Raw genomic sequence first — 23170 nt, 5'->3', positions numbered from 1 at the left:
GATATTTGATTGCAAATCAAAGGATAAAAAGTGAAAAAAACAACTCCAGAATATACGGCTGTTGACTTGTCTCGTTGGCCAAGGAAAGAGCATTTTGAGGTATTTCAGTCTTTTGCTCAAAGTACAATTAACCAAACTGTTCTGTTAGACATTACCGCAGTACTAAAACATATAAAAGAGATTGGCTGGAAATTTTACCCTACTATGATTTCCCTCCTTGCTAAAGTTGTCAACAAGCATACTGAATTCCGTATGGCTATAAAGAACAATGAGCTTGTCATATGGAATGAAATTCATCCAAGCTATACCATTTTCCATAATGAAACTGAGACTTTTTCATCATTATGGAGCCGCTACGATGGCAATATTCATCACTTCCAAAACACTTATTCAGAAGACGTTGCACGCTATTGTAATAATCTTTCTTATTGGCCGAAGGGAGAGTCTCCGGAAAATGTATTTTTTGTATCGGCTATCCCTTGGGTAAGTTTTACCAGTTTTAATATCAACATTGCGAACATGCAGAACTTTTTTGCCCCCATGTTCACACTTGGGAAATACTATGAACAAGATGGGAAAGTAGTGTTACCTCTCGCCGTTCAGGTACATCACTCCGTGTGCGATGGCTTCCATTTAGCACGATTAATCAATGAACTACAGGAAATGAGTCATGACCTACGGCACCATTCAGAGGAACGCAACGTCTGATGCAGCAGACGTTTCTTTATATGGCGTGAGCAGCAAGAATAGTCGCCATGTCCGCAAACAAGAGGAGTCGACATGAACGGTCTGGGAAGAACATAAATTTGGGTTCGCAATGGCAAGGGTAATACTTAAAGCTTTCGCAAAAGTCTGGCCGGATTGCCAGCATACACGCCTTTTACCAGCACGGGCTTTATCACCACACTACCGGCACCAATCACCGCACCACTGCAAATTTCCGTTGTTAAAATTGTGGCTCCACTGCCCACCGTTACTGCGTTACCTAATACAATATTAATCCAGCTTTTTGCAGAAGCGTCAGGACTTCCGCTCTTGAAAAGATCGTTAGCAAAGGTCACACCATGCCCTATAAAGCAGTCCTCGCCTAAGGTAACGTTTTCACAGATGAAAGTATGGGACTGCACTTTAGTTCTGTCGCCTATGACGCATCCCTTTTGTATCTCAACAAATGGCCCGACAAACACATCATGGCCCAACTCGCATTCATAAAGATTCACAGGCATGACTATTGTGACATTTTCACCTTGTTTTACGTCACGAATACCACTTTCAATAATATTCATATCAGCACTGTCCTTACTCAAGATAATACGCTTCAGTATTGAAGACCTGAACTTGCAGGAGCGCCTTTGCCATTTATTATCAGATAGTTTAGGCCAGGAATTTCAATTGATGCGTTTCTTTTAGCGATAGTATTTTTATCTGTTCATTATAATCAACACATCTTATCAGACATGTTGATCATAACAAACTTACAATTTATAAAATCTGCCATAATGACAGATTTCTTTAATTTATAATCAGAGATTTGCAACGTTATGATATACTTTTTGAACATCATCATCATCTTCAAGGGCATCAACAAGTCCTTCAAAGATTTCTAAATCTTCTGGTGAAAGTTCAACTTCTGATTGAGCAATCATTTCTAATTCTGTGGTTGAGAATTCAGTAATCCCAGCTGCTTTGAGGGCTGCAATTCCTTTATGAAGATCTGTAGATTCAGTATAAATAATGATGTTGCCTTCTTCTTCGGTAACATCACGTACATCCACTTCAGCATCAAGCAAAATTTCAAAAATACGGTCAGGGTCTGTTCCCGCAAATACAATCACGCCAGTATTGTCAAACATATAGCTGACAGCACCCGCCGCGCCAATATTCCCGCCTTTTTTATTGAAGATTGAGCGAATATTAGCAATCGTGCGGTTAACGTTTGAAGTCAGGGTTTCAGCGATAATCATGGAACCACTTGGACCAAAGCCTTCATAACGCCCTTGCATGAACGTTTCGTCGCTGCCACCTTTGGCTTTATCAATAGCTTTATCAATAACGTGCTTTGGAACCTGGGCTTGTTTCGCACGTTCAATAACGAATTTTAAAGCTGTGTTTAATTCTGGGTCTGGTTCACCTTGTTTAGCCGCAGCATAGATTTCCACACCGAATTTGGAATATACTTTAGACGTTGCACCGTCTTTAGCCGTTTTTTTACCAACAATATTGGCCCATTTACGTCCCACTGGAATAGTCTCCTCGAAAATTTATTTACATGACAGGCAGCTTAATAAGCTGCCTGTTTTTCCCGCCATATTATATCACTATATGTAAATTCTCGTCTATGAGAAATAAAAACATCCAAACCTTACGGAGTGTTACTTTAATTTCATCAATAATTAACATTATGGATAAGTTACTACATTACTTTCTGCTGATTTTTCTATTTTTATTTTTAACACTGGCGCAGCAGCAATAATAGATAAGACAAGAGAATCAAAAGTAATAACCCCGGCAAAGTACCACTTTCACTTCTTATATAAAACGTTCACATCTGCTTCTGACACAAAGCAGCTTTTGCGCCCATATACCTACCCGATCTGACTGAATGCAAAAAAAAACCGAAACCCTGCTTTTGAAAAGAGCAGAGTTTCGGCATTCATTCACTCTGAAGGACGTCAGACTTTCAGCAGCTTCACCGTCTCGTCGATGTCGATTTCATCTTCCGAGAAGATCAGCGTCGTGCCCTGGAAGGTAGTGATCACCAGCTTTTTCAGTGTGCGCATTTCGCCAGGCTTCACGTCTGATTTCGGTCGTATGCTGTTCATCAGCACGCCGACAGACAGCACCGCGTTTTCTTTGTCGATACGGGTTTCAACCGGCACTTCTTCGCTGTACACCAGGTATGACTTGATCGCAGTGAGCTTCAGGCGCTCGCCCGCGATATAGATGTACTTGCTGTCGGGTATGACTTTCACCGCATAGGCAGACAGGCCTTTGTTGTTGGTGGTGGGTTCAAAAGTCACCGCCGCGTCTTTCTTGATCAGCTCAGGATTAGCAACCTTAATCACATGAAAATAGCGGTTGTCGCCGTTTTCATCTTTGATAAATCCAAAGCCTTTATCTTTAAACCACGTTGTGATTGTTCCGTTCATTGCTGTTTCCGCCTGATTAAACCGAATACTCGTAGAGTATACCTACTCAATTTGCGCGCAGTGTAAAACACAGGCCCCGTCTTTGGCTACTCGTTACCCCAGCGATTGAGGAACTCCGCAATGTCATCAATACGCTGTGCGTCGACGCCGGCGACAGTTGCCATCTCCTGCTGCGCGTCTTCGCTGATTTCTTCGTTGTTCATCAAACGGGTGATCAGCTGCTGGAAGTAGTGCGCCAGCGCATCGCGTTCGGCATCGTTCACCGGCTTTGCAGCCTCGGTCGCGTACTCATCAGCGATATCATAATATTTTAGCGGAATGTCGTTGTTCATCAGGTGCTCCGGGGTAAATGCGTGTGCCAGCAGTTGCCTGCCGCGTCTGGAGCGAATGATAGCATTGTTATTTCATGGTTCGCGATCTGTTTCCTGGCTGTAATGTGTTGCATAAATCAACAATATTGTCTGGAGCCACTTCGCATTTAATTAATTCTCCTGAATTAAAATGACTGTTTCTTTATTTAGCTCGGTATAATAGCCGCAGAGTAAATAATGCAGAAAAAAGGAAAGTATACGTTTATTAATTTAGATAATGAGACGGCGATTAAACGCCATAAATAACGTTCTCTGCAGGCTGGATGCGATTGGCCCAATCCCATCGTTAGTCGCCCATTTGCCCACATTCATCTTCTGGACAACACTCTACGATGATACCACTGACCCAACACGCAGAGCGCACACCATGAACATCACGCAAATCCGTAATGCCACACAGCACATCACCTTTGGTGGAATGACTTTTCTGGTCGATCCTATGCTGGCTGCGAAAGGCGCATATCCGGGTTTTGCCGGAACCGCACGAGCCGACATTCGCAACCCAACCGTCGATCTGCCCATCGACATCGATACCCTGCTTAATGTCGATGCGCTGATCGTGACCCATCTGCATGAAGATCACTGGGACGAGGTTGCCGCTCGTGTCGTGCCGAAAGACAAACCAATCTATGTGCAAAATGACCATGATGCACACGTACTGCGGGGGCAGGGTTTCACACAACTCACCGTGCTGACGCAAAATACCGTGGTCGGCGCTATCACTCTGCGTAAAACCGGTGGCCAGCACGGCTCAGATCGCGCCTATGCCATTCCACAAATGGCAGAACGCCTGGGTGATGCCTGTGGCGTTATCTTTATGCATCCGGCGGAAAAAACGCTGTATCTGGTCGGGGACACCCTCTGGCGCGACGAGGTGGAAGCCAACATGCATACCTTCCAGCCAGGCGTGGTGGTTCTGAATGCGGGTTTTGCCCACGTCATCGGTTTTGGCCCAATTATCATGGGTGCGGAAGATGTGCTGAAAACCCACTTCACCTTACCCGAAGCACACATTGTGGCGACCCATATGGAGGCGATTAACCATTGTCTGTTGACCCGCGCGGCCCTGAAAGAGTACGCCCGCGACAACCAGATTGCGCAATATGTCAACGTGCCGGAAGATGGTGAAACCCTGGCATTTTAATCTCTACAAAGGAATCGTATGCAGCCGCTTAACGTCGCCATTGTTGCCGTGGAAGATTTCAGCCCGTTTCACTTCTCGGTGCCGTGTATCATTTTCAGTGACAAAATGGCGGTGAAAAAGCGCTTTGAGGTGCAGATGTGCGGCGAAAAACCGGGCATCATCTCCTCGCAGGATGGTTTCTCCATTACCGCAACCCACGGCTATGAAGCGGTGGAGGCTGCCGACATCGTGGTGATCCCCTGGTGGGGCACCACCGCGCATCGTCCACCACAAAGCCTGCTTGGTGCGCTCAACCGCGCGCGACAAAACGGCGCGCAGATTGTCGGGCTGTGTCTGGGCGCGTTTGTCCTCGGCTATGCGGGGTTACTGGACGGTAAACGAGCGGCTACGCACTGGGAGTTCGAGCAGGATTTTCAGGCGCGCTTCCCGGCGGCCCAGTTGGATATCAACGCACTGTACGTGGATGACGACGGTATTATTACCTCAGCAGGTACCGCCGCCGCGCTGGATTGCTGCTTGTACGTAATTCGCCAGCGTTTTGGCAGCACGGTGGCGAATCAGATTGCCCGACGGATGATTGTGCCACCGCATCGTGAGGGCGGTCAGGCGCAGTTTATCGAACAACCGGTAGCGAAAAATACCCAGGATCAGCGCATTAACGCCCTGCTCGACTATTTGCGCCAGCATCTCCACGAACCGCATAATCTCGACGAGCTGGCACAGCGGGTGATGATGAGTCGTCGCACTCTAACCCGTCATTTTATGAAGGCTACCGGGTCAAGCGTGGCTGAATGGCTGATTACCGAGCGCCTACACCGCAGCCAGATCCTGCTGGAGTCCAGTCAGTTACCCGTTGAACGCATCGCCGAACAGGTAGGTTTTCTCTCCCCCGTCACCTGGCGGCAGCATTTTAAATCCCGCTTCGGCGTCAGCCCGGCTGAATGGCGTAAAACCTTTCGCGGCGATTAACCTCTTTTTTGCGCCAGCCAGATGGTGTGCCCGGTACAGTGCGGATCTTCCATCACCCTCTCAATCACCGTAAAACCGTGCATCGACAGCAATGCGTGATACTCATCAGGCGCGAGGCTGGCGTGAAACAGCGGCTCACCCTCAAATTCCCCCATCGCAATGCCGTTGTCCGTGCCGCTGGTAAACATCAGCGCGCTGCCGGGATGACTGAGCCGGTCAAAAATGGGGAACATCTTTTGCTGGTCCAACTGGGTTAAATGGAAAAAGCTGTCCCAGGCGATCAGACCGTCGAATGTCTCGTTAAGCGCCAGCTCACGCATATCCTGCTCCAGCCAGCGCTGTGCGGGAAAAGAGTGCCGCGCCCGCGCCAGCATTTCCGGGGAACCATCAACCCCCGTCAACTGAAAACCTTGCTGGATAAAATAACCCGCAATCGGCTGACCGTTTCCGCAGCCAATATCCACAATATGGCCCTGCCCGCCCATCACGTTGATGAACTTGTCCAGCCAGCTTTTCTCAAACAAGGCGCGTGAGCGCTGGCGGGCAAAAGCCTCCGCATGGCGTCGGTAAATGGACAGGATATTATTTGCCGCAGAGTCGCTCACGATGTCCTCACTTTTTAATCTGATAAGTTTAACGACGATAAATCCTCCCGCACACGATCCGCAACCCTGGAATGCGCCTCGCAGAACCTATGCGTAAATCCCCCAAAATCGTCCCGCTGTGGCATCATAGCGCGCAGATAACATCATGACAGGGGTGATAAACGTGAAACCGGTAACGCTATACGATGTCGCAGACCATGCAGGCGTCTCTTACCAGACCGTCTCGCGCGTCGTGAATCAGGCCAGCCACGTTTCCGCAAAAACCCGACAGAAAGTTGAGGCCGCGATGGCGGAACTCAATTACATCCCCAACCGCGTCGCACAGCAACTGGCAGGCAAACAGACGCCGCTGATTGGCGTCGTGACGGCGAACCTTGCCCTGCATGCCCCCTCACAAATCGTTGCCGCCATAAAATCCCGCGCCGACCAGTCCGGCGCCAGCGTGGTGATCGCCATGGTCGAGCGCAGCGGCGTTGAGGCGTGTAAAACCGCGGTCCACAACCTGCTTTCTCAGCGCGTAACCGGGCTTATCATCAACTATCCGCTGGATGAAGAAGACGCCATTGCCATGGCCGCCGCCTGCGGTACAGTGCCGGTACTGTTTCTCGATGTTTCTGACCAGACGCCGATTAACAGCGTGATTTTCTCCCATGATGACGGCGCTCGGCTCGGCGTTGAACATCTTGTACAGCATGGTCATCAGCGAATCGCCCTGCTGAGCGGGCCGCACACTTCAGTTTCGGCAAGGCTTCGCCGTGCGGGCTGGCATAAATATCTGGCGCACTACCAGCTACGTCCCATTGTAGAACGTGAAGGTGACTGGAGCGCCATGTCCGGCTTTCATCAAACCATGCACATGCTTAACGACGGTATCATTCCAACCGCTATGCTGGTGGCTAACGATCAAATGGCGCTGGGCGCGATGCGCGCAATCAGCGAGTTCGGTCTGCGAGTTGCAGCGGACATCTCCGTGATCGGCTACGACGACACCGAAGACAGCGCCTGCTACATCCCGCCGCTGACCACCATCAGGCAGGATTTCCCCACTCTCGGACAGACCAGCGTTGACAGGCTGTTGCAGCTTACGCAGGGTATGTCCGCCCCCGGCAATCTGCTGCTGCCGGTCACGCTGGTCGAACGGAAAACCGTACTGCCGCCTGACGCACAAACCGCCACGCCTCAGGTGCTGGCGGAGTCGTTGATGCAACTGGCGCGTCAGGTCTCTCTGCTGCCATCCGGCGAGCGCTAATTACTGTGAGTCAGTTCACCCATTAAACCCGCCCGGCTTTACAGCGTCTCACCGCAGGCCTTATGTTTATTAAATTGTGAGCGAATAACAAACATGAGATACCGCTATGACTCTGAGCTCGGACTCACTCGCCGCCGTACTGGCGCGCCGTGACTGGGAAAACCCCGGCGTCACACAGATAAACCGTCTGGAGGCACATCCGCCGTTTTGTAGCTGGCGCTGCGTGGATGATGCCCGTAACCACCGGCCTTCATCCCAACGAATTTCGTTAAACGGCGAGTGGCAGTTCGCCTGGTTTGCCACACCAGAGGCAGTACCAGAAAGTTGGCTTGAGCATGATTTACCGCAGGCCGTTGCCCTCTGCGTGCCGTCTAACTGGCAGATGAGCGGTTATGATGCGCCAATCTACTCCAATATCACCTATCCATTCCCGGTCAATCCGCCCTCTGTTCCGACGCAGAATCCCACCGGATGTTACTCGCTCACATTTAGTGTTGAAGATGCATGGTTAGATGAGGGTCAGACGCGGATTATTTTTGACGGCGTGAACTCCGCGTTTCATCTGTGGTGCAACGGTCGTTGGGTCGGCTACGGTCAGGATAGCCGCCTGCCGTCTGAATTTGATCTTCGCGATTATCTGCTGCGCGGCGAAAACCGCCTGGCCGTCATGGTGCTGCGCTGGAGCGATGGCAGCTATCTGGAAGATCAGGATATGTGGCGCATGAGCGGCATCTTTCGCGATGTTTCTTTACTGCATAAACCCACAACACAGATCCGTGACCTACGCATCAACACGCGCTTTAATGATGATTTCAGCCGCGCGGTGCTGGAAGCGGAAGTCCGGATAGCAGGCGACGAGCGTGAAGATGTACGCGTGACCCTGCAATTGTGGAACGGCGAAACGTTGGTTGGCGAGCTCACCTCACCGCCCGGCAGCGAGATTGTTGATGAACGCGGCGCTTATCACGACCGTACTACGCTGCGCCTCAACGTTGAACACCCGGCGTTGTGGAGTGCCGAAACGCCTAATCTGTACCGCGCCGTTGTGCAGCTACATACCGCTGACGGTACGCTGATTGAAGCCGAGACCTGTGACGTCGGCTTTCGTCAGGTTTGCATTGAAAACGGACTGCTGTTACTCAATGGTAAGCCGCTGTTGATTCGCGGTACCAACCGTCATGAGCACCATCCGGTCAACGGTCAGGTGATGGACGAGGCAACGATGGTGCAGGATATTCTGCTGATGAAGCAGAACAACTTTAACGCCGTGCGTTGTTCGCATTACCCAAATCACCCGCTATGGTACACCCTGTGCGACCGCTACGGCCTGTATGTGGTGGATGAGGCCAATATCGAAACCCACGGTATGGTGCCCATGAATCGCCTGAGCGATGACCCAACATGGCTTCCCGCCATGAGCCAGCGCGTCACGCGCATGGTGCAGCGCGATCGCAACCATCCGAGCATTATCATCTGGTCTCTGGGTAATGAATCCGGTCACGGGGTCAATCACGACGCGCTCTACCGCTGGATAAAATCGGAAGATCCCTCTCGCCCGGTGCAGTACGAAGGTGGCGGCGCGGATACCGTAGCCACCGATATTATTTGCCCGATGTACGCCCGCGTCGATCAGGATCAGCCCTTCCCCGCCGTACCCAAATGGTCGATTAAAAAGTGGCTGTCGATGCCCGGCGAGCAGCGCCCGTTGATCCTCTGCGAATATGCTCACGCGATGGGTAACAGCCTCGGCGGCTATGCCAAATATTGGCAGGCATTCCGCCAGTATCCGCGTCTGCAAGGAGGATTCGTCTGGGACTGGGTCGATCAGTCGCTGATTAAATATGACGACAACGGTAATCCGTGGTCAGCCTACGGCGGGGATTTTGGTGACACACCAAACGACCGTCAGTTTTGCATGAACGGACTGGTGTTCGCCGATCGTACCCCGCACCCGGCGTTATATGAGGCCAAACACGCGCAGCAGTTTTTTCAGTTTACGCTGTTACCGGGTAACGAGCGCCAGATTGAAGTGACCAGTGAATATCTGTTCCGCCGCAGCGATAACGAAGTTCTGCACTGGTCTATTGCCCAGGACGGCAACCCGCTAGCCGCCGGAGAAATTGCTCTGAATATCGCCCCACAAGGCCGCCAGCGGATCACCCTGCCAGATGTCCCGATGCCGGAAACCGCAGGCCAGCTATGGCTGACGGTTCGCGTGGAACAACCCCAGGCTACTGCGTGGTCAGACGCCGGACATATCAGCGCCTGGCAGCAATGGAAGCTGGAAGAGAAACTCAGTCTGGCGCTTAAACCTCGCGCCAGCACAGCGCCACAGCTGACGATCCGCGATGACACGTTTACGGTAATCGTCAGTGATAAACGCTGGGAATTCTGCCGCCGTACAGGCTTACTGACGCAATACTGGCTGGCCGAAAAAGCACAGCTGTTTGCACCGTTAATCGATCAGTTTACCCGTGCGCCGCTGGATAACGACATCGGCATCAGCGAAGTAACGCGCATCGATCCTAATGCCTGGGTCGAACGTTGGAAGGCTGCGGGCCATTACCATGCTGAGCCATGGCTATTGCAATGCGAGGCCGAAGCGCTGTCGAACAGCATCCTTATCACCACCGCGCATGCCTGGCAGTATCGGGGCGAAACGCTGTTCATCAGCCGAAAAAGCTACCGTATTGACGGCAAGGGTGAAATGCAGATAGCGGTGGATGTCGACATCGCCAGCGGTACGCCGCATCCAGCCCGCATCGGCCTGAGCTGCCAGCTGGCGCAGGTGGCTGAACGGGTAAACTGGTTAGGCCTTGGGCCGCATGAGAACTACCCGGACAGGCTGAACGCCGCTTGTTTCGACCGTTGGGATTTATCGCTCGATGAAATGTACACCCCGTATGTTTTCCCAAGTGAAAATGGCCTGCGCTGCGGGACACGCGAATTACGCTACGGGGATCATCTGTGGCGTGGTGACTTCCAGTTCAACATCAGCCGTTACAGCCAGAAGCAACTGATGGCAACCAGCCATCGCCATCTGCTGCAGCCTGAAGCCGGAACATGGCTCAACATTGATGGTTTCCATATGGGCGTCGGCGGGGATGATTCGTGGAGCCCTTCAGTGTCACCAGAATTTCAGTTGAGCGCAGGGCGTTATCATTATCAGCTGAGCTGGCGCTAATCACGTTGCTTTTGCCGGATGGCGCCGCTTCGCGGCTTATCTGGCCTACGGTGCGCGGTTTCGTAGGCCGGATAAGGCGAAGCCGCCACCCGGCAACGCCCTACTCCTCGATCGCCTGGCGGATTTGCTGTAACGATGTTGGATCGTCAATGGTGGTCAGATCGCCAGGATCGCGGCCTTCGCAGATCGCCTGGATCGTCCGTCTGAGCATTTTACCGGAACGTGTTTTCGGCAACTGCGACACAAACCAGACGTGTGCCGGACGGCCAAAGTTGCCAATCTGGCTGTCCACCAGCGCCATAATCGCCTTTTCTTCCGAATGGGCGATGTCGCGGTCTTCCAGACTGTCGCTCTGCTTTGGAATGACAAACGCGACGGCCACCTGCCCTTTCAGCGCATCCTTCACGCCGACCACCGCCACTTCCGCAACGTTCGGATAGCTGGAAATACTCTCCTCGATCTCTCGCGTACCGAGTCGGTGTCCGGCGACGTTGATCACGTCATCCGTACGCCCCAGGATGAAGTAATAGCCATCGGCGTCGCGAATGCCCCAGTCAAAGGTGGCGTACACCTGGCGGGAGAACAGCGACCAGTAGGTATTCACAAAGCGTTCGTCATCGCCCCAGATGGTCTGAATACAGCCCGGCGGCAGCGGCCCTTCGATCACCAGCATGCCCTTCTCGTTTGCCGCACAAGGTTCACCGGTCACCTCATTGAGCAGTTGTACGTTGTAGCCGTACATCGGCACGCCGGGACTGCCCAGACGCGATGGCCTGTCGTCCAGCCCGCGGGCAATCGCCATAATCGGCCAGCCGGATTCAGTCTGCCAGTAGTTGTCGATAACCGGGACGCCCAGCGTTTGGGTTACCCAACTGGCGGTTGGTTCGTCCAGCGGTTCCCCCGCCAGATACAGCACCTCCAGCGAAGAGAGATCGTGATTACGGATTTGCGCGGTCGGGAATTTCTTCAGCACGCGGATGGCGGTCGGGGCGGAGAACATCCGGCAGACCTGATACTTCTCAACAATTTTCCACCACACGCCGCAGTCCGGATACGTTGGCAGACCTTCGTAAACCACCGTCGCCATCCCCGCCAGCAGCGGGGCATACACGATATACGAATGCCCAACTACCCAGCCGATATCCGACGCGCAGAAAAACACGCCGCCCGCTTTGCCGCCGAAAATGGTGTCCATCGAGGTCGCCAGCGCGACCGCATAGCCGCCAACGTCGCGCTGGACGCCTTTCGGTTTCCCGGTTGTCCCGGAGGTGTAGAGAATGCAGGATGTTTCGTTTGATTCCAGCCAGACAACTGGTACCCGCGCGCCGAGATGCTGTTGGCGCAGCGCGGCAAAGTCGAGGTCACGTCCCTCGACCCGCGCCATTTTCGCCAAACCGCGGTCGACCAGCACCACATGACGCGGTCGGTGCTGCGCCTGTTCGATCGCATCATCGAGCAGCTTTTTATACGGCAGGATCTTGCCCCCGCGCGCCCCGGCATCCGCCGAAACGATAACCACCGGCCGGGCGTCGTCGATGCGCGCCGCCACGCTATGCGACGCGAAGCCGCCGAACACCACCGAATGGATCGCCCCAATGCGTGCGCAGGCCAGCAGCGTAATGTGCGCCTCGGCGATCATCGGCATATACACCAGCACCCGATCGCCACGCTGTACGCCCAGCGACAATAGCATCGCCGCCGCGACGTTCACTTCGTCATACAGCTGACGAAAGGTAAACGTGCGTTCTTCTTCGGTTTCGGATGACACAGCAATCAGCGCCAGCGCGTCAGGCTGTTTCTCCAGCCAGCGGTCGATGGCGTTATGGCACAGATTGGTCGTGCCGCCGCAAAACCAGCGGGCAAACGGCGGGTTGCTGTGGTCCAGTACCTGCGTATACGGCTGCTGCCAGTCAATACGCTGGGCCTGCTCGGCCCAGAACGACTCCGGTTGCGTTATAGAACGTTGATAAAACTCGCTATAAGACATAATGCTCTCCTGTTGAACTTACGCCTTGCTGCACGCTGGTTTAAATAATGAAGAGATCCATATACTCATTGACCGGCATCTGCTCCAGGCGAGTTCTGTCCAGGGAGACATCCAGGATGCGCTGCTGCTGGCGGGTCGGGAACTGACGCGCCAGGTTGATTTTGAACTTCTCGACCAGCTTCGGCATGCCGTCAGTACGACGACGCGCGTGGCCGATTGGGTATTCCACTACCACTTCTTCAAAGCGTGAGCCGTCGGTGAATTCCAGAGTGATGGCGTTGGCGATGGCGCGTTTTTCAGGGTCGTGGTAATCGGCGGTAAAGGCCGGATCTTCGAAGCAGGTGATCTTCTCGCGCAGGGCATCGATGCGCTTGTCCTGCGCCACGCCGTCTTCGTAATCTGCCGCCGTTAAGCGCCCGAACAGCAGCGGAATGGCCACCATATACTGGATACAGTGATCCCTGTCCGCGGGGTTATTCAGCGGGCCTTTTTTATCGATGATGCGGATACAGGCTTCGTGCGTGCGAATGGTGACTTTTTCGATATCCGCCGCCGTTTTACCTGCGGCCTGTAACTGCTCGTACAACGTCATTGCTGCTTCTACCGCGGTCTGCGAGTGGAACTCGGCCGGGAAGGAGATTTTAAACAGCACGTTTTCCATCACGTATGAGCCGTACGGGCGCTGGAAGCGGAACGATTCGCCTTTGAAAGAGACGTCATAGAAGCCCCAGGTTTTCGCCGTCAGCACAGACGGATATCCCATCTCACCGGTTTTCGCCATCAATGCCAGACGTACCGCGCGCGAGGTCGCATCGCCTGCGGCCCAGGATTTACGCGTGCCGGTATTCGGCGCATGGCGATAAGTACGCAGCGACTGTCCGTCGACCCACGCCAGCGACACGGCGTTGAGAATTTCATCCCGGTTCAGGCCAAGCATCTCAGCGACCACCGCCGTGGAGGCCACTTTTACCAGCAGAACGTGATCGAGACCAACACGGTTAAACGAGTTTTCCAGCGCGATACAGCCCTGAATCTCATGAGCTTTAATCATGCCGGTCAGCACCGTTTTCATGGTCAACGGCGCTTTCCCCGCCGCCACCGCATTGCGTGACAGCCAGTCAGCCGTGGCCAGAATACCGCCGAGGTTATCGGAAGGATGACCCCACTCAGCGGCAAGCCAGGTATCGTTAAAGTCCAGCCAGCGGATCATCGCACCGATGTTAAACGCCGCCTGCACCGGGTCGAGCTGGAACTGGGTGCCAGGTACGCGCACGCCGTTCGGTACCACTGTACCTGGGACGACCGGCCCCAGCAGTTTTTTACAGGCCGGATATTCCAGCGCTTCCAGGCCGCAGCCTAAGGTATCAAGCAGGCAATAATGCGCGGTGTCATACGCCACCTTCGAGGTGACCTCGTAGTTCATGACGTAATCAACGATATCAACGATTTCACGGTCAAATTCCGGGCGGACGTTCGAAATATGTGCGGACATAGGGTACATTTCCTGTTTTTTATCTTTAGAGGTTTTTGAATTAGCAACGTTTTTCAATCGGGACAAATTCGCGATCTTCCGGGCCGGTGTAATTGGCGGAAGGACGGATAATTTTATTGTCCTGGCGCTGTTCGATGATGTGCGCCGCCCATCCGGTGACGCGGGCGATAACAAACAGCGGGGTGAACATTTCGGTGGGAACGCCCATCATGTTGTAAGAAACCGCCGAGAACCAGTCGAGGTTGGGGAACATCTTTTTCGTTTCCCACATTACGCCCTCCAGACGGTCGGCGATGTTGTACATTTTCAGCGAACCACCTTCCTGAGAAAGCTGTTTCGCCACGCGCTTGATCACCTGATGGCGCGGGTCAGCGATGGTGTAAACCGGATGACCAAAACCAATCACCACTTCTTTGTTTTCTACGCGTTTACGGATATCCGCTTCGGCTTCGTCCGGCGTTTCGTAGCGCTGTTGGATCTCCAGCGACACTTCATTCGCCCCGCCGTGTTTCGGTCCACGCAGTGCGCCAATCGCGCCGATAATCGCGGAATACATATCGGAGCCGGTCCCGGCAATCACGCGGCTGGTAAAGGTGGAGGCGTTAAATTCGTGCTCGGCGTACAACACCAGCGAAATATGCATCGCTTTTTCCCAGCTTCGCGAAGGCTTTTCGCCATGCAGCAGGTGCAGGAAGTGACCGCCAATGGAATCATCGTCAGTTTCCGGCTGAATACGCTCGCCGTTATGGCTGTAGTGATACCAGTACAAAAGGATTGAACTGAGCGAAGCCAGTAGCTTGTCGGCAATATCGCGCGCGCCGGAGACGGTATGACCTTCTTTTTCCGGCAGCGTACAGCCCAGCGCGGAGACGCCGGTGCGCATCACGTCCATCGGATGCGAGGCGGCAGGCAGCGCTTCCAGCACGGTGCGTACGTTAGCGGGCAGTCCGCGCAGCGCTTTGAGTTTGCTTTTATAGGCGGTGAGTTCATCGCGGGTGGGTAATTTCCCGTGGATCAGCAGATGCGCGACTTCTTCAAATTCGCACTGCTGCGCCAGGTCGAGAATATCGTAGCCGCGATAGTGCAGGTCGTTACCGCTTTTGCCTACGGTACACAGCGCGGTATTTCCGGCGGCAACGCCTGACAGCGCAACCGATTTTTTAGGTTTAATGACATGGGTACTATTTTGCAGGATCGTTGTGTCGCTCATGTTGTCCTCGTCATTTTTATAATATGTAGGGTACAAATTTATTGCCGGATGGCGGCTGTGCCTTATCCGGCCTACGACGGTTACTTTTTGCTATACAACGCGTCGAGTTTCTCTTCGAACTGGTAGTAATTGATGCTTTCGTACAGTTCGTTACGCGTCTGCATAATGTCGATCACGCTCTTTTGCGTTCCTTCCTGACGCAGCACGTTGTAAACCTTTTCCGCTGCGCGGTTCATGGCGCGGAAAGCCGACAGCGGATACAGCGCCATCGCGACGTTTGCGCTGCGCAGTTCATCGGTGGTGAACAGCGGCGTAGCGCCAAATTCAGTAATGTTGGCGAGGATCGGCACCTGCACCGCGTCGGCAAACTGGCGGTACATCGCAAGCTCGGTAATGGCTTCCGGGAACAGCATGTCCGCGCCCGCTTCGACGTACGCCTGGGCGCGATCGATGGCAGCCTCTAACCCTTCCACCGCCAACGCATCGGTTCGCGCCATAATGACGAAATTGGGATCGGTACGTGCATCCACCGCCGCGCGGATCCTGTCGACCATCTCTTCTTTAGAGACGATCGCTTTGTTCGGACGATGACCGCAGCGCTTGGCGCCGATCTGATCTTCAATATGCAGCGCGGCAGCCCCAGCTTTGGAAATCGACTTCACGGTACGCGCCACGTTGAACGCTGACGATCCAAACCCGATATCCGCATCCACCAGCAAGGGCAGCGGGCAAACATCAGTAATGCGACGAATATCGGTCAGCACATCATCCAGGGTAGAAATACCAAGATCCGGCAGACCCAGAGACCCTGCCGCCACGCCGCCGCCGGAGAGATAAATCGCCTGATACCCGGCGCGTTGGGCCAGCAGAGCGTGATTGGCGTTGATGGTGCCAACGATTTGTAATGGATTTTCTTTGCTGAGCGCGGCGCGAAACGCCAGCCCTGGGGAGTGTAGAGACATATCCCGTCCTCTTGTTATCAACTTGTTAGCATTAGTTGATTTACCTAAAGCAAGGGGTATGCCAAAGACCTTAATTTTTCATCAATTTATATATTCACCTTTAAAAACAATGCATTAAAATCAATTCCTGTATCTTTGTTGTACAAAAGCGTGTCAGCTATCGTTTCATGAAACTGGCCTTAACGTTTCATTGCAACATTTATGAAACACAACTAAACCCTAATACTCGGTTCCTTACTTTTTGGGTTGGCTATGGCTGATACGTATCTTCCGCCGCGGGTGAACGACGACAAACCGGTTATCTGGACCGTTTCGGTCACCCGCCTGTTCGAACTGTTTCGCGACATCAGCCTGGAGTTCGACCACCTGGCGACCATCACCCCTATTCAGTTGGGTTTTGAAAAAGCGGTGACGTATATCCGCAAGAAGCTGGCGAGCGAGCGTTGTGATGCGATCATTGCGGCGGGCTCCAACGGTGCCTATCTGAAAAGCCGCTTATCAATTCCGGTTATTCTGATTAAACCCAGCGGCTTCGATGTGCTACAGGCATTGGCGAAAGCGGGAAAACTCACATCATCGATTGGCGTCATTACCTATCAGGAAACCATTCCTGCGCTTCTCGCCTTTCAAAAGACCTTCAATTTGCAGCTTGAGCAGCGCAGCTATATCACTGAAGAAGATGCTCGTGGGCAAATCAACGAACTGAAGGCCAGCGGTACACAAGCGGTAGTCGGCGCGGGGCTGATTACCGACCTGGCGGAAGAAGCGGGTATGACCGGCATCTTTATCTATTCAGCGGCTACCGTGCGCCAGGCCTTTGTCGATGCGCTGGATATGACGCGCCTGACGCTACGGCGAAACGGTCAATACGCTTCTGGCGATACGATGCGCACCCGCTACGCGCTCGGTGATATGCGCGGTCACTCTGCGCAGATGGAACAGGTACGGCACACCATAATGCTCTACGCCCGTTCTCGCGCACCGGTGTTGATTCAGGGCGAAACGGGCACGGGTAAAGAGCTGGCGGCGCAGGCCATTCATCGTGAATATTTCACCCGTCAGGAGAATCGACGCGGTAAACCCTCACCACCGTTTGTCGCCGTCAACTGCGGGGCAATCACCGAATCCTTACTGGAAGCGGAGTTGTTTGGCTATGAAGATGGCGCTTTTACCGGCTCACGGCGGGGCGGACGCGCGGGTCTGTTTGAAATCGCCCACGGCGGAACACTGTTTCTTGATGAGATAGGCGAAATGCCGCTGCCGTTACAAACCCGACTGCTACGCGTGCTGGAGGAAAAAGAGGTTACCCGGGTCGGTGGGCACCAGCCGATTCCGGTCGATGTGCGGGTGATTAGCGCCACCCACTGCAATCTGGAGCAGGAGATGAAACAAGGCGAGTTTCGTACCGATTTGTTTTATCGCCTGAGCATTCTGCGCCTCAAGCTCCCCCCGCTACGCGAACGGCTGCCCGATATTTTACCGCTGGCGGAAGGCTTTTTAAAACAGTCACTGGCGGAATTAGATGTGCCGTTTTCTGAGCCTGTGCGCAAAGGACTAGGGCTCAGCCAACATATGCTGCTGAATTACGGCTGGCCGGGGAATATTCGTGAGCTGCGCAATATGATGGAGCGTCTGGCATTATTTTTAAGCGTCGAGCCACAACCAGAACTTAACGTCCATTTCTTGCAGCAATTATTGCCAGAACTGGCGATTGTCGCCGAAATACCCCAGATATCATCATCACTGACGCCACAGCAGGTGCTGGCACAATTCAATGGTGATAAAACAGCGGCAGCACGATATCTCGGTATCAGCCGAACCACGTTTTGGCGCAGGTTAAAAGAATAACCCGCCAGTACAGAGGCTGGCGGGTATTTTATCTTTCAATGCAGCGTATTATTTTTTCTTGTAGATATTGGCTGTGCCATGGATTTTATTATCCGTTTGACCGGAAGTTAATACCACAACATCGGCGCCTTTCTCTTCGGCTTTCTTCAGCAGCTCTTCTTTAGCATCTGCGACAGAAACTTCATTACTCGTTGAGATATCACCGATTTTTGTGTACTGCGACTCAACCTTTTCAAACTCAAGTTTTGTCATAAATTCCGCGGCATATGCGTTGGTCACGACAAAAGCTAATGCACCAATAAGTACTTTAATTCCAGTTTTCATAGACCAGCTCCAGGTTTTGTTATGACGCCATCATCGATCCCTGAACATGAGATAACGCGATTCAAGGATGATTAATAACTAGTCCAGCCTGGATAAAAAATCCACACTCAGCAGAAATATATAGAAATTTTGCGGCACAGAAAAAACCAGCCATCGCGTATCCGCACTTCAACCGGTTCAAAGTTTCAATAGCCAGTGTGAGTTAATCCTCAGAACAGCCAGCTCGTTGAAATTATAGTGTTAACTTTATGAATATTTGAGGAATGGTTGTCTATGGAACCGCTACACGCCGTCGTACTCACCGTCAGCCTGTTTGTTTTAACCTTTTTCAACCCCGGGGCGAACCTGTTTGTGGTGGTGCAAACCAGCCTGGCATCAGGACGGCGCGCGGGGGTGATGACCGGTCTGGGCGTGGCCCTGGGCGACGCGTTTTACTCCGGCCTTGGCCTGTTTGGTATGGCAACGCTTATTACCCAGTGTGAAGAGATATTTTCGTTGATTAAGATTGTTGGCGGAACCTATCTGCTGTGGTTTGCCTGGAACAGCATTCGCCATCAGGCGACACCGCAAATGCCCACGTTACAGCAGCCGATATCCGCCCCCTGGTATGTATTCTTTCGTCGCGGGCTGTTAACGGATTTATCGAATCCGCAAACCGTATTGTTTTTTATTAGTATTTTCTCAGTCACCTTAAGCGCAGAAACCCCGACCTGGGCCAGGCTGATGGCATGGGCAGGCATTGTGCTTTCTTCTGTTATCTGGCGTATTTTTCTCAGCCAGGCGTTTTCTCTTCCTGCAGTACGCCGTGCATATGGTCGCATTCAGCGCGTTGCCAGCCGGGTAATTGGCGCCATTATCGGCGTCTTCGCCTTAAGGCTGATTTATGAAGGTATTCGCCATCGTTAATGCGTAAAGAGAGTTTCACTTGACCATCGTGACGTAATTGTCCGTAATACCGCCTGAATTTTTCAATCACATTTTGAGTGGCTGTGAGATGGAACAGGTTGATCCCGTAAACGACACATTACTCCTTACAGAATGGCGGGCGCTAATACGCCAGACATCCCCTGACGTTCATACGATCCTCACAGGGTTAAGCGACGATGAGATCCGCCATTTAGTGACCGTTTTTTATGACTACATGCTCTCTCATGCGGAGAGCGCGTTGTTTCTGAATACGGAGCAGGTCAGTACGCGACTGAGCGGCAGTATGTTTGACTGGTTGCGCAGCGTGCTCGGCAGCGCATATGAAGACCTCCCGCTCTTGCTGGCAAAACAGCGTGAAATTGGTGTGGTACACGCCCGTATCGGCCTGCCTATCGATCTGGTTAACCGCGGTGCACGTAAGCTAAAAGAAGAGCTGTATCAGTTGCTGAAAAGTAAGGCCGACTACTCTGTCAGCCTGTTGAGCGATGCTATCTGTTTCAGCAGTCTGGCGATGGACACCGCGCTGGAGGCCATGACCGTTTCCTACTCTCCAAGCTATCAAAACTCGCTGCACACGCAGGAGCAGTATCGGCTGCAGACCATTTACGACGACGTCAACGTCGAGCGCGAACGGCAAATCCGTTCGTTTACCGATTGGGAAAATCAGTTTATCTACAACATTGCGACCGGCTTACCGTCCGGTGATCTGGTGTTCCTGGCGGACTCAGATTTTGGTATGTGGTTCTCCCATAAAGGAAAACACATTCTTGGCAGCGGTAATCTGCTGGCAGAAATGGAATCCGTGATCGCTGAAATCGATAACCGTCTGACACAGGCATTCTCGAATCAGCAACAACCTGGCGAAACCGAACGGATGAGCTTATTGCAGGATATCCGACAGCTCTCGGCCAAAATCCATTTTCTCCTCGCCTCAATGTTTGAAGCGCTGGTCAAACAGGAAAATGGCAAAGACTCGCTGACCCAGCTGCTTAATCGCCGCTTTATTCCGACGATTATGCGCCGTGAAATCTCGCTGGCGTTACATTCACGAAGACCCTTTACCCTGGCAATGCTGGACATTGATTATTTTAAGCAGATCAACGACAGCTACGGACATAACACTGGCGATATGACGCTGAAAAACGTCGCGGCCGTTATTTATGAGCACATCCGCAGTAGCGATTACGTATTCCGTTATGGTGGTGAAGAGTTTATGATCCTGCTCGTCGAATCAGACGAATCGCAGGCCTCGATTATTCTGGAAACACTGCGCAAGAAAATTGCCGAGCTGCGTATCGCCGCTTCCATGACTGAATCCTTCTCTATTACCGTCAGTATCGGCGTTGCCGAATATGACTATCACCCCGACTACAAACAACTGGTTGATAAAGCCGATCGCGCGCTCTATCTGGCGAAAAGCCATGGCCGTAACCGCGTAGAAACGTACCGGGAATGACTGTCGTCCCCCACAGATAAATAAATACCCCGTTCAGGGTATTTATCTGACCTGTGATAAATATCGTGCTGTTATTTTTATACATGCCCATTAGCGTGATAAAAATGGCAGCCGATTAATAAGATGCAAATCAAATACACCATATCTTTATAGCGGTAGCATATCCCGGTGATGAGTCTTCCTGAATGCAGGGGGAAATATGAGGGATAATAAAAGATCATGAACGGGAAGAAGAAAACGCGCTGGCAGCGCCGCCCTGGTACCGTCGGAGGAAAACTGCCGTGGAATGACTGGCGCAATGCCAGTAGCTGGAGAAAAGCCACCCAGTTTCTCCTGTTGGCTATCAATATCTATATTGGCGTGACGTTCTGGTATTGGGTTCGCTATTTCGAAACAGCCGGTGCCAGCGTTTATATATCAAGACCCGGCGGTATTGAGGGATGGCTACCGATCGCGGGCTTGATGAATATCCGCTACACACTGGAAACCGGCTTTCTTCCCCCTATTCACGCCGCTTCCATGCTGCTGCTTGTTGCCTTTATCCTGATGAGTCTGCTGTTAAAAAAAGCGTTCTGCTCGTGGTTGTGCCCGGTGGGTACGCTGTCTGAGCTGATAGGGAATCTGGGCAAAAAAATAACGGGTCGCAACTTCACCCTGCCGCGCTGGCTGGACCTCCCTTTGCTGAGCCTGAAATATCTGCTGCTGAGTTTCTTTCTGTATATCGCCCTGTCGATGCCAGCACAGGGGATTCAGTATTTTCTGATGTCAGCCTACGGCATGATTATCGACGTTAAGATGCTCGATTTCTTTCGTAATATCGGCTCGACGACGCTCATCGTAGTGGCGGTTATCAGCATCATGAGCCTGTTTATTCGCAATGCGTGGTGCCGTTATCTGTGCCCTTATGGCGCACTGCTTGGCCTGTTCTCTTTGCTGTCGCCGTTTAAGATCCGCCGTAATGCCGACAGTTGCATCGATTGCGGCAAATGCACAAAGAACTGCCCGTCGAATATTCCGGTCGATCGCTTAATTCAGGTACGCACCGTTGAGTGCACAGGATGTATGACCTGTGTGGAATCCTGTCCGGTAGCCTCGACGCTGACTATGTCACTGAAGACACCGCCTGGCGCACAATCAGGGCATAGCGCAGCGCCGACACCATGGTGGCGACAAGGTAGGTTATCAGGGTGGACAATGACGCTACTGCTGCTCGGTATTCTGTTTGCCGCCGTAGGTTATGCGGTGTACGCCAACGTCTGGCAGACGCCGGTGCCGGATCATATGTATTTCCAGTTGATCCCGAAGGCCAGAATGATCGGCCATTAATGGTTTGATCTGTCTGCCTTTATGCCGGGTGGCGACGTCCCACTACCCGGCCTACACATCGGGTATAACCGGTTTATTTCTTCGCCCCGGATTTACCAATGCCCCGATACAGTTCGTTAATCCGTTTCACGGACTTAATTGAACGTTGCGGCGCAGTCGAAGCAACGGACAGGACGATCATTTCCAGACACACCAGCACCGTACCGTGAAGCGGCATTTTCCCATTCTCGCCGCCGCGTGGCACGTTAATCACCACATCCGCTTCTTTACTAAAACGGGAATCCAGCGCGTTCGTCAGTAAAATAACCGGGACACCCAACCGCCTGGCCTCGCGAATGGTCGTCAGCCCTTCCCGATGCGGTGATTTCTGCGCCATCATGATCAGCACATCTCCCCGCTGCAATGCGATCAGTTGCTCTGCGAGGTTAATCCCGGTGCGATTAAATGCTACCGCAGGCAGGCCAATACGGCTGAGCAGACGAGCGGTATAATCCGCCAATACGCCGGATGCGCCAATACCAAAAATCCCCACCTGACGGGCTTCTACCAATAACGCCACCGCCTGGGCAATCGCATAGCGGTTTTGCGGTGTAGAAAGCGCTTCACAGGTACGCTGATGCCCCTGCAGGACGAAATCAATGCTTGAGTTCACATCGCAAGAGAGCGTATTCACCGTGGTGGTCATCTTCTCTTCTGAGGTCACGCCAGGACCAAACCAGTGCTCAATGGTCTGCTTTAAATCGCGCAACCCGGCAAACCCCAGCGCCTGAATTGCCCTGACCACCGTCGCGTCAGAGGTTTGCGTGGCGGCAGCGATTTCTATCGCCGTAAACTCCAGCACCACTTCGCGATTTTCGTTGATATAACGCGCCACGGCCTGCATGCGTGGCGAGAGTAAATGCGCCCGGGCGCGAAAACGGTCACCATAGACATCAATACGGTTTTTGGCTTTTTTCGCCGTCAGCAT

Annotated in this window: 20 protein-coding genes; 9 read left to right on the top strand and 11 right to left on the bottom strand. The window is 52.6% G+C overall.

Features of this window, described 5'->3' with window-relative positions:
- Positions 1-30 precede the first annotated feature (30 nt).
- Positions 31-708, top strand: coding sequence for a type A chloramphenicol O-acetyltransferase (gene catA, locus AL515_RS06725; RefSeq protein ID WP_048212492.1), 678 nt, complete (start codon positions 31-33; stop codon positions 706-708).
- A 125-nt stretch (positions 709-833) separates the two neighbouring features.
- Here catA and AL515_RS06720 read toward each other — a convergent pair whose 3' ends face one another.
- The 4 genes from AL515_RS06720 to AL515_RS06705 form a co-directional block, all read right to left on the bottom strand.
- Entirely contained in the window at positions 834-1286 is a 453-nt protein-coding gene (locus AL515_RS06720) for an acyltransferase (protein ID WP_048212493.1), read from the bottom strand.
- Between the two features lie 237 nt (positions 1287-1523).
- Positions 1524-2240, bottom strand: a complete 717-nt coding sequence (locus tag AL515_RS06715) for a YebC/PmpR family DNA-binding transcriptional regulator (protein ID WP_048212494.1) — start codon at positions 2238-2240, stop codon at positions 1524-1526.
- Between the two features lie 432 nt (positions 2241-2672).
- Positions 2673-3149, bottom strand: coding sequence for a cold-shock protein (locus tag AL515_RS06710; protein WP_061067381.1), 477 nt, complete (start codon positions 3147-3149; stop codon positions 2673-2675).
- Positions 3150-3235: 86 nt separating this feature from the next.
- Positions 3236-3481, bottom strand: coding sequence for a YmjA family protein (locus AL515_RS06705; protein ID WP_048212496.1), 246 nt, complete (start codon positions 3479-3481; stop codon positions 3236-3238).
- Between the two features lie 406 nt (positions 3482-3887).
- Here AL515_RS06705 and AL515_RS06700 point away from each other — a divergent pair, with 406 nt between their 5' ends.
- Together AL515_RS06700 and AL515_RS06695 are read left to right on the top strand one after the other, a co-directional pair.
- Entirely contained in the window at positions 3888-4664 is a 777-nt protein-coding gene (locus tag AL515_RS06700) for an MBL fold metallo-hydrolase (RefSeq protein ID WP_061067380.1), read from the top strand.
- 18 nt (positions 4665-4682) lie between these two features.
- Positions 4683-5633 carry a GlxA family transcriptional regulator gene (locus AL515_RS06695; RefSeq protein WP_048212498.1) on the top strand — a complete coding sequence of 317 codons (951 nt, stop codon included), beginning with the start codon at positions 4683-4685 and terminating at the stop codon, positions 5631-5633.
- Here the strand turns inward: AL515_RS06695 and AL515_RS06690 are convergent.
- The gene (locus AL515_RS06690; protein WP_048212499.1) at positions 5630-6238 is read right to left on the bottom strand and encodes a class I SAM-dependent DNA methyltransferase; all 609 of its coding nucleotides are present in this window, start codon (positions 6236-6238) and stop codon (positions 5630-5632) included. The genes AL515_RS06695 and AL515_RS06690 overlap by 4 nt on opposite strands.
- Positions 6239-6392: 154 nt before the next feature.
- On the opposite strand from AL515_RS06690, the gene AL515_RS06685 reads away from it, so the two are divergent.
- The gene (locus tag AL515_RS06685) at positions 6393-7487 is read left to right on the top strand and encodes a LacI family DNA-binding transcriptional regulator (protein WP_129533680.1); all 1095 of its coding nucleotides are present in this window, start codon (positions 6393-6395) and stop codon (positions 7485-7487) included.
- A gap of 106 nt (positions 7488-7593) precedes the next feature.
- Complete coding sequence (locus tag AL515_RS06680; protein ID WP_061067378.1) at positions 7594-10671, top strand: beta-galactosidase; 3078 nt, start codon at positions 7594-7596, stop codon at positions 10669-10671.
- A 100-nt stretch (positions 10672-10771) separates the two neighbouring features.
- Here AL515_RS06680 and prpE read toward each other — a convergent pair whose 3' ends face one another.
- The 4 genes from prpE to prpB form a co-directional block, all read right to left on the bottom strand.
- Entirely contained in the window at positions 10772-12658 is a 1887-nt protein-coding gene (prpE, locus tag AL515_RS06675) for a propionate--CoA ligase (RefSeq protein ID WP_061067377.1), read from the bottom strand.
- Positions 12659-12698: 40 nt separating this feature from the next.
- Entirely contained in the window at positions 12699-14150 is a 1452-nt protein-coding gene (locus tag AL515_RS06670; protein WP_061067376.1) for a bifunctional 2-methylcitrate dehydratase/aconitate hydratase, read from the bottom strand.
- A 40-nt stretch (positions 14151-14190) separates the two neighbouring features.
- Positions 14191-15360 carry a bifunctional 2-methylcitrate synthase/citrate synthase gene (prpC, locus tag AL515_RS06665; protein ID WP_061067375.1) on the bottom strand — a complete coding sequence of 390 codons (1170 nt, stop codon included), beginning with the start codon at positions 15358-15360 and terminating at the stop codon, positions 14191-14193.
- Between the two features lie 80 nt (positions 15361-15440).
- The gene (gene prpB, locus AL515_RS06660; protein WP_003021316.1) at positions 15441-16322 is read right to left on the bottom strand and encodes a methylisocitrate lyase; all 882 of its coding nucleotides are present in this window, start codon (positions 16320-16322) and stop codon (positions 15441-15443) included.
- 252 nt (positions 16323-16574) lie between these two features.
- Here prpB and prpR point away from each other — a divergent pair, with 252 nt between their 5' ends.
- A complete protein-coding gene (gene prpR, locus AL515_RS06655) occupies positions 16575-18170 on the top strand; it encodes a propionate catabolism operon regulatory protein PrpR (protein WP_048212505.1) in 1596 nt (531 codons plus the stop codon).
- 48 nt (positions 18171-18218) lie between these two features.
- On the opposite strand, the gene yahO is transcribed toward prpR, so the two are convergent.
- Positions 18219-18494: a DUF1471 family periplasmic protein YahO gene (gene yahO / locus AL515_RS06650; RefSeq protein ID WP_003021310.1), complete on the bottom strand. Its 276-nt coding sequence runs from the start codon at positions 18492-18494 to the stop codon at positions 18219-18221.
- Positions 18495-18767: 273 nt separating this feature from the next.
- On the opposite strand from yahO, the gene AL515_RS06645 reads away from it, so the two are divergent.
- The 3 genes from AL515_RS06645 (at position 18768) to AL515_RS06635 (ending at position 22203) form a co-directional block, all read left to right on the top strand.
- Positions 18768-19400, top strand: coding sequence for a LysE family transporter (locus AL515_RS06645; RefSeq protein ID WP_048212506.1), 633 nt, complete (start codon positions 18768-18770; stop codon positions 19398-19400).
- 88 nt (positions 19401-19488) lie between these two features.
- Positions 19489-20877 (top strand): diguanylate cyclase, encoded by a 1389-nt coding sequence (locus AL515_RS06640; protein WP_061067374.1) that lies wholly within the window; start codon positions 19489-19491, stop codon positions 20875-20877.
- A 219-nt stretch (positions 20878-21096) separates the two neighbouring features.
- Positions 21097-22203, top strand: coding sequence for a 4Fe-4S binding protein (locus tag AL515_RS06635; protein WP_061067373.1), 1107 nt, complete (start codon positions 21097-21099; stop codon positions 22201-22203).
- Positions 22204-22276: 73 nt separating this feature from the next.
- Here the strand turns inward: AL515_RS06635 and AL515_RS06630 are convergent, their stop codons facing one another.
- Complete coding sequence (locus AL515_RS06630) at positions 22277-23170, bottom strand: MurR/RpiR family transcriptional regulator (protein WP_005127925.1); 894 nt, start codon at positions 23168-23170, stop codon at positions 22277-22279.

This window comes from Citrobacter sp. FDAARGOS_156, from assembly GCF_001559235.2.
GTDB lineage: Bacteria > Pseudomonadota > Gammaproteobacteria > Enterobacterales > Enterobacteriaceae > Citrobacter > Citrobacter youngae.
This window is presented reverse-complemented; position numbering and strand designations above follow the sequence as displayed.